General features: G+C 73.4%; 17 protein-coding genes. 13 read left to right on the top strand and 4 right to left on the bottom strand.

Going from position 1 to position 14682, the window contains the following annotated elements:
* The first annotated feature begins 16 nt into the window (after window positions 1–16).
* The 5 genes from OHV05_RS13125 (at window position 17) to OHV05_RS13105 (ending at window position 4843) form a co-directional block, all read left to right on the top strand.
* Window positions 17–1480 carry an NAD(P)H-hydrate dehydratase gene (locus tag OHV05_RS13125; protein ID WP_405017827.1) on the top strand — a complete coding sequence of 488 codons (1464 nt, stop codon included), beginning with the start codon at window positions 17–19 and terminating at the stop codon, window positions 1478–1480.
* A gap of 371 nt (window positions 1481–1851) precedes the next feature.
* Window positions 1852–3033 carry an alanine racemase gene (alr, locus tag OHV05_RS13120; RefSeq protein ID WP_405017826.1) on the top strand — a complete coding sequence of 394 codons (1182 nt, stop codon included), beginning with the start codon at window positions 1852–1854 and terminating at the stop codon, window positions 3031–3033.
* Window positions 3030–4115, top strand: a complete 1086-nt coding sequence (locus OHV05_RS13115; protein ID WP_405017825.1) for an alpha/beta fold hydrolase — start codon at window positions 3030–3032, stop codon at window positions 4113–4115. Before alr ends, OHV05_RS13115 begins: the two co-directional genes overlap by 4 nt.
* A complete protein-coding gene (gene tsaE, locus OHV05_RS13110; protein WP_403036728.1) occupies window positions 4112–4606 on the top strand; it encodes a tRNA (adenosine(37)-N6)-threonylcarbamoyltransferase complex ATPase subunit type 1 TsaE in 495 nt (164 codons plus the stop codon). The genes OHV05_RS13115 and tsaE overlap by 4 nt, the downstream gene beginning before the upstream one ends.
* Window positions 4607–4702: 96 nt before the next feature.
* A complete protein-coding gene (locus tag OHV05_RS13105) occupies window positions 4703–4843 on the top strand; it encodes a hypothetical protein (RefSeq protein WP_405017824.1) in 141 nt (46 codons plus the stop codon).
* A 7-nt stretch (window positions 4844–4850) separates the two neighbouring features.
* Here the strand turns inward: OHV05_RS13105 and OHV05_RS13100 are convergent, their stop codons facing one another.
* Window positions 4851–5405 carry a hypothetical protein gene (locus OHV05_RS13100; protein ID WP_405017823.1) on the bottom strand — a complete coding sequence of 185 codons (555 nt, stop codon included), beginning with the start codon at window positions 5403–5405 and terminating at the stop codon, window positions 4851–4853.
* 139 nt (window positions 5406–5544) lie between these two features.
* Here OHV05_RS13100 and tsaB point away from each other — a divergent pair, with 139 nt between their 5' ends.
* Genes tsaB through OHV05_RS13075 form a run of 5 tightly spaced genes read left to right on the top strand, consistent with a single transcriptional unit; the run spans window position 5545 to window position 8899 of the window.
* Window positions 5545–6189, top strand: coding sequence for a tRNA (adenosine(37)-N6)-threonylcarbamoyltransferase complex dimerization subunit type 1 TsaB (tsaB, locus tag OHV05_RS13095; protein WP_405017822.1), 645 nt, complete (start codon window positions 5545–5547; stop codon window positions 6187–6189).
* Window positions 6186–6668 carry a ribosomal protein S18-alanine N-acetyltransferase gene (gene rimI / locus OHV05_RS13090; protein WP_405017821.1) on the top strand — a complete coding sequence of 161 codons (483 nt, stop codon included), beginning with the start codon at window positions 6186–6188 and terminating at the stop codon, window positions 6666–6668. Before tsaB ends, rimI begins: the two co-directional genes overlap by 4 nt.
* On the top strand, window positions 6661–7740 hold the full coding sequence (gene tsaD / locus OHV05_RS13085; RefSeq protein WP_405017820.1) for a tRNA (adenosine(37)-N6)-threonylcarbamoyltransferase complex transferase subunit TsaD: 1080 nt from the start codon (window positions 6661–6663) through the stop codon (window positions 7738–7740). Before rimI ends, tsaD begins: the two co-directional genes overlap by 8 nt.
* Entirely contained in the window at window positions 7737–8000 is a 264-nt protein-coding gene (locus OHV05_RS13080) for a hypothetical protein (RefSeq protein ID WP_405017819.1), read from the top strand. The genes tsaD and OHV05_RS13080 overlap by 4 nt, the downstream gene beginning before the upstream one ends.
* A gap of 35 nt (window positions 8001–8035) precedes the next feature.
* Window positions 8036–8899, top strand: coding sequence for a polysaccharide deacetylase family protein (locus OHV05_RS13075; protein ID WP_405017818.1), 864 nt, complete (start codon window positions 8036–8038; stop codon window positions 8897–8899).
* On the opposite strand, the gene OHV05_RS13070 is transcribed toward OHV05_RS13075, so the two are convergent.
* Entirely contained in the window at window positions 8875–10053 is a 1179-nt protein-coding gene (locus OHV05_RS13070) for a THUMP-like domain-containing protein (RefSeq protein WP_405017817.1), read from the bottom strand. The genes OHV05_RS13075 and OHV05_RS13070 overlap by 25 nt on opposite strands.
* A gap of 22 nt (window positions 10054–10075) precedes the next feature.
* Entirely contained in the window at window positions 10076–10468 is a 393-nt protein-coding gene (locus OHV05_RS13065) for a DUF6234 family protein (RefSeq protein ID WP_405017816.1), read from the bottom strand.
* Window positions 10469–10717: 249 nt separating this feature from the next.
* Between OHV05_RS13065 and groES the strand changes: the two genes are divergently transcribed.
* The 3 genes from groES to OHV05_RS13050 all read left to right on the top strand — a co-directional run bounded on the left by groES (window position 10718) and on the right by OHV05_RS13050 (window position 14049).
* Window positions 10718–11023 (top strand): co-chaperone GroES, encoded by a 306-nt coding sequence (groES, locus tag OHV05_RS13060; protein WP_057231242.1) that lies wholly within the window; start codon window positions 10718–10720, stop codon window positions 11021–11023.
* A 99-nt stretch (window positions 11024–11122) separates the two neighbouring features.
* The gene (gene groL, locus OHV05_RS13055; protein WP_405017815.1) at window positions 11123–12745 is read left to right on the top strand and encodes a chaperonin GroEL; all 1623 of its coding nucleotides are present in this window, start codon (window positions 11123–11125) and stop codon (window positions 12743–12745) included.
* Between the two features lie 302 nt (window positions 12746–13047).
* Window positions 13048–14049, top strand: a complete 1002-nt coding sequence (locus OHV05_RS13050) for a LysR substrate-binding domain-containing protein (RefSeq protein WP_405017814.1) — start codon at window positions 13048–13050, stop codon at window positions 14047–14049.
* A gap of 49 nt (window positions 14050–14098) precedes the next feature.
* Here OHV05_RS13050 and OHV05_RS13045 read toward each other — a convergent pair whose 3' ends face one another.
* Complete coding sequence (locus tag OHV05_RS13045) at window positions 14099–14425, bottom strand: WhiB family transcriptional regulator (RefSeq protein ID WP_057231235.1); 327 nt, start codon at window positions 14423–14425, stop codon at window positions 14099–14101.
* Window positions 14426–14682: the final 257 nt, after the last annotated feature.

Genomic DNA, 14682 nt, shown 5'->3' with positions numbered 1-14682 from the left:
GCCCGGAGGTTGTCGCATGCGGTACGCCCATACGGTGGAACAGGTACGTGCGGCGGAGGCCGAGGCGATGGCCCGGCTGCCCGAGGGGACGTTGATGCAACGGGCCGCGTACGGCCTGGCCGCCGTCTGCGGACGCCTGCTGGGCCGGGTCTACGGCAGCCGGGTGCTGGTGCTGGCCGGGAGCGGCGACAACGGGGGCGACGCGCTGTACGCGGGCGCGCTGCTGGCCCGGCGGGGGGCCCGGGTGCGGGCGTTGCTGCTGTCGCCGGAACGGGTGCACGCGGGCGGGCTGGCGGCCCTGCGCGCGGCCGGCGGCCGGGTGACGGCGGATCAGGGCGAGTACGGCACCGCCGACCTGGTGCTGGACGGGATCGTCGGGATCGGCGGCCGGGGCGGGCTGCGCCCGGCGGCGGCCGGGTTCGCCGGGACGGCGCGGCGGGGGACGCTGGTCGCGGTGGACGTCCCGAGCGGGGTGGACGCCGGTACCGGCGAGGTCGACGGGGTGGCGCTGCGGGCCGATGTGACGGTCTGTTTCGGTACCTGGAAGCCGGGGCTGCTGGTCGACCCCGGGGCCTCGTACGCCGGGGCGCTGCACCTGGTGGAGATCGGGATCGACCTGCCGGACGCGGCGGTGACGGCCCTTCAGGAGGCGGACGTACGGCGGCTGCTGCCGGTGCCGGGAGCGGAGAGCGACAAGTACCGCCGAGGCGTGGTGGGTATCGCGGCCGGGTCGGCGAAGTACCCCGGTGCGGCGGTGCTCGCGGTGGCGGGGGCGCAGCGGGGCGGGGCCGGTGCGGTCCGGTACGTCGGGTCGGCGGCGGCCGAGGTGGTGCGACGGTTCCCGGAGACGCTGGTCACCGAGGGGGGCCTGGCGGCGGCCGGACGGGTGCAGTCCTGGGTGGTCGGACCCGGCGGTGGCGACGGGGTCGGGCCGCTGCTCGACCAGGCGCTGGCGGCCGGGGTCCCGGTGCTGGTCGACGCGGACGGACTGACCGAGCTGGCCCGGCGCGGCCGTGGGGCGGACGTCCCGCTGGTGCTCACCCCGCACACCGGGGAGGCGGCCCGGCTGCTCGCCGGGGCGACGGGGCAGGCGCCGCCGGCTGCGGAGCGGCTGGCCGCCGCCCGGCTGGCCACGGCACGACGGCTGGCGGAGCTGTACGGGGCGACGGTGCTGCTCAAGGGTTCCACCACGGTGGTCGCCGACCCCGACGGCCGCTGTCGGGTCAACCCCACCGGCACCTCCTGGCTGGCCACGGCAGGCAGCGGCGACGTCCTGGCCGGCCTGCTCGGCTCCCTCCTGGCGGCCGGCCTCGCCCCCTTCGACGCCGCCTCGGTCGCCGCCTACCTGCACGGCCTCGCGGGGCGCCACGCAGCGGAGCGGGGGACCCCGATCACCGCGATGGAGGTGGCAACGGCACTCCGGCGCCAGCCGCTCCACCCAGGGGCTCGGGGAACTGCGACGCCGGCCTCCGGTGCGTGATCGCCGCGTGCAGGGTCAGGCACTTTCGCCTGAACCCGCACGTGGAGCAGACCTCAGCCACGCCCGGGGCCAACCACTCCCGCACCTTGCTCCCGTCCCGGGGTGGGCGTCGCCGTTCCCCGAGCCCCTGGCTGCCGCAGCGTGTGCCGTCGGCCAGTGGCGTCGCCCGCGCGGCGGAGCCGCACATCAGCAGAGCCCCGAGCCCCTGGCTTCCGGACCATGTGCCATCGGCCAGTGGCGTCGCCCGCGCGGCGGAGCCGCACATCAGCAGAGCCCCGAGCCCCTGGCTGCCGCAGCGTGTGCCCGAACCTGACGGCGTAGCCGTGTGCCAATGGCGGGGCATATGGGCCGGTCTGGGAGACTGATACGCGATGACGACTGCGAACACGACCGGGACGGCCCTGCTCACCGATGGGGTCCGCGCCGAGGCGACCATCGATCTGGCCGCCCTGCGCGGGAACCTCGCTGCGCTGCGCGAGCGCACCCACGGCCCCGAGCTGATGGCAGTGGTCAAGGCGGACGCCTACGGCCACGGCGCCGTCCGGTGTGCCCAGGAGGCGGTGGCGGCGGGGGCCCGCTGGCTTGGGACGGCGACGCCGGAGGAGGCGTTGGCGCTGCGGGCGGCGGGGATCGGGGCGGACCGGGCCCGGGTGCTGTGCTGGCTGTGGACGCCGGGCGGGCCGTGGGCGCAGGCGTTGCGGGCCGAGATCGACATCTCGGTCAGCGGCCAGTGGGCGTTGGACGAACTGCTCGTGGCCGTCCGGGACACCGGGATCACGGGCCGGGTGCACCTGAAGGCCGACACCGGCCTCGGCCGGAACGGCTGTCAGCCCCGGGACTGGCCCGCCCTGGTGGCGGCGGCCCGGGCAGCCGAGGCGGAGGGCCTGCTGGAGGTGGTCGGCGTGTGGTCGCACTTCGCCGCCGCCGACGAGCCCGGCCACCCCTCGATCCGGCTCCAGCTGGACGGCTTCGCGGCGGCGCTCGCCGTGGCCGAACGCGCCGGGCTGCGCCCGGAGGTGCGGCACCTGGCGAACTCGCCCGCGACCCTGCTGCTCCCGGAGTCGTACTACGACCTGGTCCGGCCCGGGCTGGCGATGTACGGGCTCTCGCCGGTGCCCGAGGTCGGCGGCCCGGCGGACTTCGGGCTGCGTCCGGTGATGGCACTGACCGCCAGGCTCGCCCTGGTGAAGCACGTGCCCGGCGGACACGGCGTCAGTTACGGGCACCACTACACGACTTCGGGGGAGACCACGCTCGGCCTGGTGCCGGTCGGCTACGCGGACGGCATCCCCCGGCACGCCAGCGGCACCGGGCCGGTGCAGGTCGGCGGCAAGTGGTACACGGTGGCCGGCCGGGTGGCGATGGACCAGTTCGTGGTCGACCTCGGCGGGGACACCGCCCGGGTGGGCGACGAGGTGCGGGTGTTCGGCAACGGCGAGCACGGTGAGCCGACCGCCGAGGACTGGGGCCGGGCCTGCGGGACCATCTCGTACGAGATCGTCACCCGGATCGGTGCGCGGGTGCCGCGGCGCTACCTGGGGGCGTCGTCGTGACCGAGCGCGCGCCGGGAGTGGGCCGGGCGGCCGGGCTGATCGGGATCTCGGTCGGTCTGCTGGCCGCCGGTGCCGCGGCCGGGGTCGCGGTGGAGCGGCTGACGGTGGGCCGGGCGACCCGGCGCCGGGCCCGCGAGGAGCTGGACGCCGCCGCCCCGTACGGGTCGCTGCGCGGCCGCCCGGTGAAGGTGGCGGCCGCCGACGGGACCGAGCTGTACGTCGAGCTGGACGGGGTCGAGGACGCGCCGCTCACGGTGGTGTTCAGCCACGGGTACTGCCTGAACCAGGACAGCTGGCACTTCCAGCGCGCCGCGCTGCGCGACAGCGCCCGGCTGGTGTTCTGGGACCAGCGCAGCCACGGCCGGTCCGAGCGCTCGCGGTCGTACCTGGCGGGGGAGCCGGCCGGCATCGACCTGCTGGGGGCGGACCTGGCGGCGGTGCTGGACGCCGTCGCGCCGACCGGGCCGCTGGTGCTGGTCGGGCACTCGATGGGCGGGATGACCGTGATGGCGCTGGCCGACCGGCACCCGGAGCTGTTCCGGGACCGGGTGGCCGGGGTGGCGCTGATCGGCACCCTGGCGGCGGGCTGGGACGCCGTCCCGCTGGGCCTGCCGGTCGGGCTGGCGAAGCCGATGAAGCGGCTGGCGCCGGGCGTGGTGAAGCTGCTGGGCCGTCAGGTCGGCCTGGTCGAGGCGACCAAGCGGCTCGGCGCGGACGTGACGGCGCTGCTGTACCGGCGGTACTCGTTCGGGAGCCCGGACGTCGACCCCGGGGTGTCCCGGTTCGCCGAGCAGATGCTGGACGCCACCCCGTTCGACGTGGTGGCCGAGTTCTACCCGGCGTTCAGCGGGCACGACAAGCTCGGCGCGCTGGCCGCGATGGCCGGGTGCCCGGCCCTGGTGCTGGCCGGGACGAAGGACCTGCTGACCCCGCCGGAGTACAGCGAGGCGATCGCGGCCGCGCTGCCCGGCGCTGACCTGGTCCTGGTGCCGGACGCGGGGCACCTGGTGATGTTGGAGCGGCCGGAGCTGGTGGACCGTCATCTGACGGAGCTGCTGGCCGCCGCCGGAGCGAAGGAGTGACCGCGGTGATCACAGTGGAGACCCCCGAACGGATGAACCGGCTCGGGCGGGCGCTGGCGGGCGTGCTGCGCCCCGGCGACCTGGTGCTGCTCTCCGGCGAGCTGGGCGCGGGCAAGACCACGCTGACCCGGGGGCTCGGCGAGGGCCTCGGGGTGCGCGGCGCGGTCACCTCGCCGACCTTCGTGATCGCCCGGGTGCACCCCTCGCTGACCGGGGGACCGGCGCTGGTGCACGTGGACGCGTACCGGCTCGGCGGCGGTCTGGACGAGATGGAGGACCTCGACCTCGACGTCTCGCTGCCGGAGTCGGTGGTGGTGGTCGAGTGGGGTGAAGGCAAGGTCGAGCGGTTGACGGACGACCGGCTGGAGGTCCGGATCGAACGGGCGATCGGTGCCGAGGCCGAGGACGACGCCGACCCGCGGCAGGTCCGGCTGACCGGCATCGGCCCGCGCTGGGCGGACGTCGACCTGGCGGGGCTCGGTACGGTCTGAGTTTCCGACGGAGTGTCGGCAAGGTGTTGTCGGTGGGGTCCCCGGTGTGGTGGGATGGACCCTGCGGTTAGGTGTGCCTAACTAGGGAGACGCATCATGTCCAGCACGAAGCCCGCTCCGACGCCGGACCCGCAGGCCCCGATGCGGGCGCTGCTCGCGGCCGCCGCGGCCGCCCGCGCGGTCTCCACCCCGCCGAAGCCGGCGGTGGCCGAGCCCGAGGCGAAGAAGGCGGCCTGACCCCGGGTCAGGGGATCACCACGACCTTGGTGCCGTTCTGCGCGAAGTCCCAGAGGCTCTGGCTGTCGGCCCGGCCGGACCGGATGCCACCGGTCTTGGCCTTCGGATCGGCCGACGGGGTCGCCCCGTCCAGGGCCGCGCTGAAGCCGAACACCACGTTGTTCTGCTGGGCGAACCGCACCACGTGCTCGATCTGCCGCCCGTCGGTGCCGGTCCCGGCGGCCGTCCGGCTGTAGACCGTGTAGCTGCCCGCCGTCGGCTCGACCGAGCCCGGGGTGACCGGGAAGGCGGACTGGGTCGGCGGGGTCTTCTTCGGGTCGACCAGCCAGACGTAGTGGCTGCCCGCCGAGTAGACCACCCGGCGGCCGGTGCCGGAGGAGGCGGGCAGGGCGGGCGCCGAGGGGCTGGCGGAGGCGCTCGGGCTCGGGGCGGCGGACGAACTCGTGGCGGGCTTGGCCTCCGGGGTCCGGGTGGCCGCGCCGTTGGCCTGGAAGGCCAGCAGCCCGACCGCCGTCAGTGCCGCCAGGGTCAGACCGGTGACCACCACTCCAGGACGTGACACGTCTGCTCCCGCCAGGCTCGTACCCGCTCGTGCTGTCCGCCCATCGTGCCAGGTCCGGTACGTCCGTCCGGACGTCGTGGCCGTGTGTTCCGGCCCGGTATGAAATACCGACCCCGGCGCACCCCTTAACCTTGACCCCGTGCTGCTGCTTGCGTTCGACACCGCCACCCCCGCCGTCACGGCCGCCGTCCACGACGGCACCGAGGTGCTGGCCGAGGCCCACCAGGTGGATGCCCGACGGCACGGGGAACTGCTGATGCCCTCGATCGACCGGGTGCTGCGGGAGGCGGGTGTCGACAAGCACGCGCTGACCGGCATCGCGGTCGGCGTCGGCCCGGGCCCGTACACCGGCCTGCGGGTCGGCCTGGTCACCGCGGCCACCCTGGGCCATGCGCTCGGTCTGCCGGTGTACGGCGTCTGCACGCTGGACGCGATCGCGCACCAGGCCGAGGTGACCGGACCGTTCACGGTGGCCACCGACGCCCGGCGCAAGGAGGTCTACTGGGCCTCGTACGACGCCGACAAGCGGCGGACGGCGGGCCCCGAGGTGGGCCGCGCCGCCGAGCTGACCGCCGAGGCGGTCGCGGTCGGCGCGGGTGCGCTGCTGTACCCCGAGAGCTTCCCGCAGGTGACCGGGCCCGAGCACGTGTCGGCCGGCTGGCTGGCCGACTTCGCGGCCCGGGAGCTGGCGGCCGGGCGGGAGCTGCTGCCCAACGTGCCGCTCTACCTGCGGCGCCCGGACGCCCAGGTGCCGGCCGGCTACAAGGCGGTGCTCCCGGCATGACCGCCGCCCGGCTGCGGCCGATGCGCTGGTGGGACATCGAGCCGGTGATGGAGCTGGAGCTCCGGCTCTTCCCCGAGGACGCCTGGTCGCGCGGCATGTACTGGTCCGAGCTGGCCGACACCGGCCCCGGCGGGACCCGGCACTACACGGTCGCGGTCGACGAGGTCGGCGCCCTGGTCGGCTACGCCGGGCTGATGGTCGTCGGCGCCGAGGGCGACGTGCAGACCATCGCGGTCGCCGAGGACCAGCAGGGCGCCGGGCTCGGTGCCCGGCTGCTCGCCGACCTGGTGGCCGAGGCCGCCCGGCGCGAGTGCGCCGAACTGCTGCTGGAGGTGCGGATGGACAACCCGCGCGCCCAGCGGCTGTACGAACGCTTCGGCTTCGAGCCGGTCGGCATCCGCCGCGGCTACTACCAACCCGCCAACGTGGACGCACTGGTGATGCGTCTCGACAACCCCAAGGAGCCGGCCGATGGCTGACGAACCGTTGGTCCTCGGTATCGAGACCTCCTGCGACGAGACCGGCGTCGGCATCGTCCGGGGCACCACCCTGCTGGCCGACGCGGTCGCCTCCAGCGTGAACGACCACGCCCGGTTCGGCGGCGTGGTCCCGGAGATCGCCAGCCGGGCGCACCTGGAGGCGATGGTCCCGACCATCCAGCGCGCGCTGGACACGGCCGGGATCAAGGGCTCCGACCTGGACGGCATCGCCGTCACCGCGGGCCCCGGCCTGGCCGGCGCGCTGCTGGTCGGCGTCTCGGCCGCGAAGGCGTACGCCTGGGCGCTGGACAAGCCGCTGTACGGGGTGAACCACCTGGCCTCGCACATCTGCGTGGACCAGCTGGAGCACGGCCGGCTGCCGCAGCCCACCATGGCGCTGCTGGTCTCCGGCGGGCACTCCTCGCTGCTGCTCAGCGCGGACATCACCACCGACATCCGCCCGCTCGGCGCGACCATCGACGACGCGGCGGGCGAGGCCTTCGACAAGATCGCCCGGGTGCTCGGGCTGGGCTTCCCCGGCGGCCCGGTGGTGGACCGGATGGCCCGGGACGGCGACCCGAAGGCGATCCGCTTCCCGCGCGGGCTGAGCGGCCCGAAGGACCCGGAGTACGACTTCTCGTTCTCCGGTCTGAAGACCGCCGTGGCCCGCTGGGTGGAGGCCAAGCGGCGGGCCGGCGAGACGGTGCCGGTCGCCGACGTGGCGGCCTCCTTCCAGGAGGCGGTCACCGACGTGCTGACCCGCAAGGCGGTCAAGGCCTGCAAGGACAACGGCGTCGACCACCTGATGATCGGCGGCGGGGTGGCGGCCAACTCCCGGCTGCGCGAGATGGCCCGGCAGCGCTGCGAGAAGGCGGGCATCGTGCTCCGGGTGCCGCGCCCGGGCCTGTGCACCGACAACGGCGCGATGGTGGCGGCGCTCGGCTCGGAGATGGTCTGGCGGGACCGCGCGCCGTCCTCCTTCGACCTGTCGGCCGACTCCTCGCTGCCGGTCACCGAGGTCTCCGTCCCGCACACCGACCTGCACGCCGCCGCGCACGAGGCGCTGCGGTGACCGTCGCGCAGATGTGGGAGGCCCGGGCCGCCGACGGTCGGTCCGGTGAACTCTCTGACTGGGTCCGGGAGTTCGTACTGCCCGCACTGCGCGGCTCGGCCGGGCTGGTGCGCACCGAGCTGTTCGCCGCGCCCGGCGACCGGGTGCTGCTGATCACCTGGTGGCAGGACGCCGACCCGGTGCCGGTCGCCGACCCGCCGGCCGGGCTGCTGGCGCGCCCCGTCCATCGGTGGGGGTTCACCAGCGAGCACGTCGAGTAGCCTTCCTGGGAGTTCGCTGAACGACGGGGAGCACGGTGAAGAAGACGTACGGGGTGGCTGCGCTGGCCCTGCTGCTGGTGGCCGGATGCGGCAGCGGGGCGGCCGGGCCCCCGGTGGCTCCGGCGGCCTCGACCCCCGCCGCCGGCAAGGCAGCTGACGCCGCGTCGGCCACGCCCTCGGCCACGCCCGTGCAGGCGGCGGGCAACTGGGCCAAGTGGGGCCTGACCGCCCTGCCCCCGGCCCCCGCCGCCCCGGCCGACAAGCCGGTGAAGCTGACCGCCACCGGCCCGGTGCCGGTCTTCAGCGAAGTGCCGACCAAGGACAAGGTGGTCTTCGTGACCATCGACGACGGGGCCGAGAAGGACCCGAAGTTCGTCGAGATGATCACCGACCTGAAGATCCCGATCTCGATGTTCCTGACCCGGGACATCGTCAAGGACGACTACGGCTACTTCAAGCCGCTCCAGGCGCTCGGCAACCACGTGCACAACCACACCACCGACCACGCCCAGCTCAGCAAGGTCTCGGCGGAGAAGCAGAAGTCCGAGGTCTGCGACGCCCAGACCGCGCTCACCCAGCAGTACGGCAAGGCCCCGCTGCTGTTCCGCCCGCCGTACGGCGACGGGGCGCACACCCCGCAGCTGAACACCTCGGTGCAGCAGTGCGGCCCGCGCGCGATCGTGCTCTGGCGCGAGTCGATGCAGATCCACGACATGCAGTACCAGGCCGCCGACAAGAAGCTCAAGCCCGGCGACATCGTGCTGGCGCACTTCCGGGGCCCCAAGGACCTCAAGGGCGAGACGATGACCGAGATGTTCGCCGAGCTGCTGCGCCGGATCCAGGAGCAGGGCTTCGCGGTGGCCCGGCTGGAGGACTACATCCAGGCCCCGACCGGCTGACCCAGCATCATCAGCGGGCCCCGGTCGGTCCGGCAGAGGATCACCGTGACGCTGTGCGGGCCGCTCGGCTTCAGCTGTTTGCGCAGCTCCTCCGGGGTGATCGCGATGCCGCGCTTCTTGATCACCACGGTGCCGACGCCGCGCTCGCGGAGCAGCGCCTTGAGCTTCTTGACGTGGAACGGCAGCACGTCGGTCAGCTCGTAGGCGTGCGCGTACGGCGTCGGGACCAGCCGGTCCGAGGTCAGGTAGGCGATCATCGGGTCGATCAGCCGGCCGTCCACCTGCCCGGCCACCTCGGCCACCTGGTGGGCCCGGATCACCGCGCCGTCCGGCTCGTACAGGTAGCGCCCGACCGGCCCGGCCGCCGGGTCGGGCAGCTGACCGCCCGTCAGGGTGTGCGGGCCCGGCAGCAGGGTGGCCCGGTGCGGTTCGGCGGCTCCGGTGCCGAACCAGAGCACCGCCTCCTTGACCTCCCCGTGGTCGGAGACCCACTCCGCCTCGGCACCGTCGGGCACCAGCTCGTGCGGGATGCCGGGCGCCACCTTGAGCGCCCCGTACGGGGTCCGGCGGGCCGCCTCGACCGCCCAGGAGAGCGGCGGGGAGTACGCCTCCGGATCGAACACCCGCCCGCGCGCCGTCCGGCGCGCCGGGTCGGTGAAGACCGCGTCGTACCCGGTGACGTCCACCTCGGTGACGTCCGCGCAGCGCACCTCGATCAGCCCGGCCAGGCCCAGTGCGGCGGCGTTCGCCTCGGCCACCGCGCAGGTCAGCTCGTCCCGGTCGACCGCCAGCACCGCGATCCCGGCCCGGGCCAGCGCGATCGCGTCCCCGCCGATCCCGCAGCACAGGTCGGCCAGCCGCTTCACCCCGAGCCCGGCGAACCGCTGCGCCCGCCACTCGGCGACGCTGCGGCGGGTGGCCTGCTCCACCCCGTTCGGGGTGAAGTACAGCGCGTCGGCGTCGTCGCCGAACTTCGCCCTGGCCCGCTGCCGCAGCCTGGCCTGTTCGAGCGCCGCGCCGACCAGCTCGGCCGGGTGTGTCCGGCGCAGCCGGGTGGCCAGTGCCAGCTCCTCGTCGGGCTTGAACTCCCGCAGTTCGGCGAGCAGCGCCTGCCCCTGGTCGGTCAGCAGGGCCCGGAACGATTCGATCTCCACGGGCCCATTCTGCCGCTCCGGGTCAGTTGCACCGGCCGCTGCCGCTGAAGCAGGGCTGGTGGTTCGACGGGAGCGGCTCGGGCCTGGGGTCGTTGTCGTGCCGGTGCTGGTAGGCGTGGTTCGCCCCGCCGGTCAGCAGCACCGCGGTCAGCAGCAGCCCGTGCAGCACGGCGGTGACCCGCAGCCGCCTGCGCCAGGCGAGCGCCGTCACGGCCAGCAGCCAGAGAGCCAGCGCGCCGACCGTCAGGATCGGCGTCCAGTCGTACGGCTCCGGCCCGGTGTCCTGGTCACCCCAGTGCCGGAAGGCCAGCGAGACGAAGGCGAACCAGCCGCCCACTGCGGAGAGCAGCAGGAACAGGAACGCTGAGACGAGGTCCGTCGCGAGGTCCGGACGAGGGCGGGTGGCAGCCGGCATGGTGCCGATCCTGCCCGGCCGGGGCAGGCTCGCGCATGAGTACGGGTACTCGTTTCCGGCGGTTCTCCGGGCCACGCCGTTGGCACTCTGGTTGACTGAGTGCTAACGGCCGCCTATGGTCGTTCCTGGCACTCCCCACCGGGTGAGTGCTAACGCGATGAAGCGAGTCTGACCCCCGCGACGGCAGACCCGTTCCCATCGCCACCTACCTGAAGAACAACCCCGTAATCTCCGAAGGGGAGCTCGGACGTGACCGCCAGCAGCAAGGTTGCCATCAAGCCGCTCGAGGACCGCATTGTGGTCCAGCCGCTCGACGCCGAGACCACCACGGCCTCCGGCCTGGTCATCCCGGACACGGCGAAGGAGAAGCCCCAGGAGGGCGTCGTCCTGGCCGTCGGCCCGGGTCGCTTCGAGGACGGCCAGCGTCTCCCGCTGGACGTCGCCGTCGGCGACATCGTCCTGTACTCGAAGTACGGCGGCACCGAGGTCAAGTACCAGGGTGAGGAATACCTGGTCCTCTCGGCGCGCGACGTTCTCGCCATCATCGAGAAGTAAGACGTACCAGCCCGCCCCGGATTCTTGTCACCAGTGACAGGGGCCCGGGGCGCGGTTGTTGGCTCACGTCGTCAGTAGACCCCTTTAGGAAACGGAATCATGCCGAAGATCCTGCAGTTCGACGAGGACGCCCGCCGCTCGCTCGAGCGTGGCGTGAACAAGCTGGCCGACACCGTCAAGGTGACCATCGGTCCCAAGGGCCGCAACGTCGTCATCGACAAGAAGTTCGGCGCCCCGACCATCACGAACGACGGCGTCACCATCGCCCGTGAGATCGAGCTGGACGACCCGTACGAGAACCTTGGCGCGCAGCTCGTCAAGGAGGTCGCCACCAAGACCAACGACGTCGCGGGCGACGGCACCACCACCGCCACCGTGCTGGCCCAGGCCCTGGTCAACGAGGGTCTCCGGAACGTCGCCGCCGGCGCCGGCCCGGCCGCCCTGAAGAAGGGCATCGACAAGGCCGTCGCCGCCGTCTCCGCGCACCTGCTCGCCAGCGCCCGGGAGATCGAGGGCAAGGAGGACGTGGCCGCCGTCGCGTCCCTGTCCGCCCAGGACCAGCAGGTCGGCGACCTGATCGCCGAGGCGATCGACAAGGTCGGCAAGGACGGTGTCATCACCGTCGAGGAGTCGAACACCTTCGGCGTGGAGCTCGACTTCACGGAGGGCATGCAGTTCGACAAGGGCTACCTGTCGCCGTACTTCGTCACCGACGCCGAGCGTCAGGAAGCGGTCCTCGAGGACCCGTACATCCTGATCAACCAGGGCAAGATCTCCTCGATCCAGGAGCTCCTCCCGCTGCTCGAGAAGATCCTGCAGGGCGGCACCTCCAAGCCGCTGCTGATCATCGCCGAGGACGTGGACGGCGAGGCGCTCTCCACCCTCGTGGTCAACAAGATCCGTGGCACCTTCAACGCCGTCGCGGTGAAGGCCCCCGGCTTCGGCGACCGCCGCAAGGCCATCCTCGGCGACCTGGCCACCCTCACCGGTGCCACCGTCATCTCCGAGGAGGTCGGCCTCAAGCTCGACCAGGCCGGCCTGGACGTGCTGGGTACCGCCCGCCGCATCACCATCACCAAGGACGACACCACGGTCGTCGACGGTGCCGGTGACTCGGAGGCCGTGGCCGGTCGGGTCAACCAGATCAAGGCCGAGATCGCCAACACCGACTCGGACTGGGACCGCGAGAAGCTGCAGGAGCGCCTGGCCAAGCTGGCCGGCGGCGTCTGCGTGATCAAGGTCGGCGCGGCCACCGAGGTCGAGCTCAAGGAGCGCAAGCACCGTCTCGAGGACGCCATCTCGGCGACCCGCGCGGCGGTCGAGGAGGGCATCGTCGCCGGTGGCGGCGCCTCCCTCGTGCACGCCCAGAAGGTGCTCGACGGCGGCCTCGGCCTGACCGGCGACGAGGCGACCGGTGTCGCCGTGGTCCGCAAGGCGCTCGCCGAGCCGCTGCGCTGGATCGCCCAGAACGCCGGCCTCGAGGGCTACGTCATCACCCACAAGGTCGCGGAGCTGGAGCCCGGTTTCGGCTTCAACGCCGCCACCGGCGAGTACGGCGACCTGCTGAAGGCCGGCGTCATCGACCCGGTCAAGGTCACCCGCTCCGCCCTGGAGAACGCGGCCTCGATCGCGTCGCTGCTGCTCACCACCGAGACCCTCGTGGTCGAGAAGCCCGCCGACGAGGAGCCGGCCGGCCACGGCGGCCACGGCCACTCGCACTGACGCTCCGTCAGGTCTCACCCGAGGCCCGGCCCCCGTTCCGACGGGGAGCCGGGCCTCCGGCGTTCCCGGGCGGCACATGCTTCGGCAGTCAGGGGCTCGGGGAGCTGCGACGCCCGCCCCGGGACGGGTTCAAGGTGCGGGTGTGGTCGACCCGGGCGGGGCTGAGGTCTGCGATACGTGCGGGTTCAGGCGAAAGTGCCCGACCTTTCACGCGGCGATCACGCACCGGAGGCCGGCGTCGCAGTTCCCCGAGCCCCTGAGGTGGTTGGCCATTTTCCCAAAGGATCGCTTATAACTGAGGCATGATCGAGGCCCGTCATCTCCGTGTCCTGCGTGCCGTCGCCCGCAGCGGTTCGTTCTCCGCCGCCGCCCGGGAGCTGGGCTGCACGCAGCCTGCGGTGAGCCAGCAGATGAAGGCGCTGGAGAAGTCGGTGGCGACCCCGTTGGTGGCCCGGTCGGGCAAGGGGATGCAGCTGACCGAGGCGGGCCAGGTGCTGTTGAAGCACGCGAACGGGATCCTCTCCGGCCTGTCGGCCGCCGAGGAGGAGGTGGCCGCGATCGCGGGGCTGCGGGCCGGACGGGTGCGGTTGGTGTCGTTCCCGACCGCGAGTTCCACCCTGGTGCCGCCGGCGGTGGCCCGTCTGCGGGGCGCCCGTCCGGGGGTGCGCGTGTCGCTGGTGGAGGCGGAGCCGCCGGAGTCGCTGGCGATGCTGCGGGGCGGCGAGTGCGAGGTGGCGCTGGCGTTCCGGTACCCGGACTCGCACGGCGGGGCCACCCTGCCCGCCCCGCACACCACCGCCCGGGAGGCGCGGGCCGAGGCGACCCTGGAGGCGGCCGCCAGTCTGGCCGCGAACGACTGGTCGGACCTGGTGGTCCGGCCGCTGCTGGACGACCCGCTGATCGGCCTGCTCCCGATCGGCCACCCGTTGGCGGCCAGGGACGAGAGCAGGCCGGTGGACCTGGCGGAGCTGGCGGCCGAGCAGTGGATCGCGGGCTGTCCGCAGTGTCGGGGGCACCTGGTGGAGCTGTGCGCGGGGGCGGGCTTCGAGCCGCGGATCGACTTCGCCACCGACGACTACCCGGCGGTGGTCGGGCTGGTGGCGGCCGGGCTCGGGGTGGCGGTGCTGCCGGGCCTCGCGCTGGAGGCGGTGCGGCACTCGGGGGTGGCCGCGGTGCCGGTGCGGGCCGCCTCGGGTGCCCCGGCGGTGCGGCAGGTGGTCGCGCTGACCCTGCCGGATCTGGCGGAGGTCCCGGCCGTGGCGCTGATGCTGGATCAGCTCGCCGGGGCGGCCGCCGACCGGTAGTCGGGGCGGGGTTCGATGATGAAACGTTTCTGCACTGCCTGACGCGGGGTCAGCGCCTGATCGTGGCCGGCAGGGTGAGCGGAACCTCGACCAGCCGGTTGCGCGAACGGCCCATCAGTTCCTCGCGCTCGTCCTCGGTGAGGCCGCCCCACACGCCGTACGGCTCGCGGACCGCCAGCGCGTGCGCCGCGCACTCGGTCCGGACCGGGCAGCGCATGCAGACCTCCTTGGCGCTTGCCTCGCGCGAACTGCGCGCGGCCCCGCGCTCGCCCTCCGGGTGGAAGAAGAGCGAACTGTCCACGCCGCGGCAGGCGGCGGAGAGCTGCCAGTCCCAGAGGTCTGCGTTGGGGCCGGGGAGGCGGGAGAAGTCTGCCATGGCTCTTGTATCCCTTCATGGACTGCTGGAGGAGTCTCGGTCTACGCGGCGAGGCTGCTCGGAGCCGGTATGGACACCTGGAAATATGACTTACGGCAACCACTGGGACAAGTCACTCACAGAGGTACACAACAGTCAATGACCGCACAGAAGCTATAAAACCGGACAAACGGGGCATGACGTTTGCAGGTACCGGCGTGGCATTCGGGTGGCGCCGGGGGCGTGAGCCTGTCCCCGAGGGCGCTGGTGGTGCGCGG

The organism is Kitasatospora sp. NBC_00070, from assembly GCF_045041205.1.
GTDB lineage: Bacteria > Actinomycetota > Actinomycetes > Streptomycetales > Streptomycetaceae > Kitasatospora.
Note: the sequence above shows the minus strand (reverse complement) of the source record. Positions and strands in the feature narration are given on the sequence as shown.

Excerpts from the sequence above, each read along its gene's own strand:
- OHV05_RS13125 (WP_405017827.1), top strand. The coding sequence starts at position 17 with ATGCGGTACGCCCATACGGTGGAACAGGTACGTGCGGCGGAGGCCGAG.
- alr (WP_405017826.1), top strand. The coding sequence starts at position 1,852 with ATGACGACTGCGAACACGACCGGGACGGCCCTGCTCACCGATGGGGTC.
- OHV05_RS13105 (WP_405017824.1), top strand. The coding sequence starts at position 4,703 with ATGTCCAGCACGAAGCCCGCTCCGACGCCGGACCCGCAGGCCCCGATG.
- rimI (WP_405017821.1), top strand. The coding sequence starts at position 6,186 with ATGACCGCCGCCCGGCTGCGGCCGATGCGCTGGTGGGACATCGAGCCG.
- tsaD (WP_405017820.1), top strand. The coding sequence starts at position 6,661 with ATGGCTGACGAACCGTTGGTCCTCGGTATCGAGACCTCCTGCGACGAG.
- OHV05_RS13065 (WP_405017816.1), bottom strand. The coding sequence starts at position 10,468 with ATGCCGGCTGCCACCCGCCCTCGTCCGGACCTCGCGACGGACCTCGTC.
- groL (WP_405017815.1), top strand. The coding sequence starts at position 11,123 with ATGCCGAAGATCCTGCAGTTCGACGAGGACGCCCGCCGCTCGCTCGAG.
- OHV05_RS13050 (WP_405017814.1), top strand. The coding sequence starts at position 13,048 with ATGATCGAGGCCCGTCATCTCCGTGTCCTGCGTGCCGTCGCCCGCAGC.
- OHV05_RS13045 (WP_057231235.1), bottom strand. The coding sequence starts at position 14,425 with ATGGCAGACTTCTCCCGCCTCCCCGGCCCCAACGCAGACCTCTGGGAC.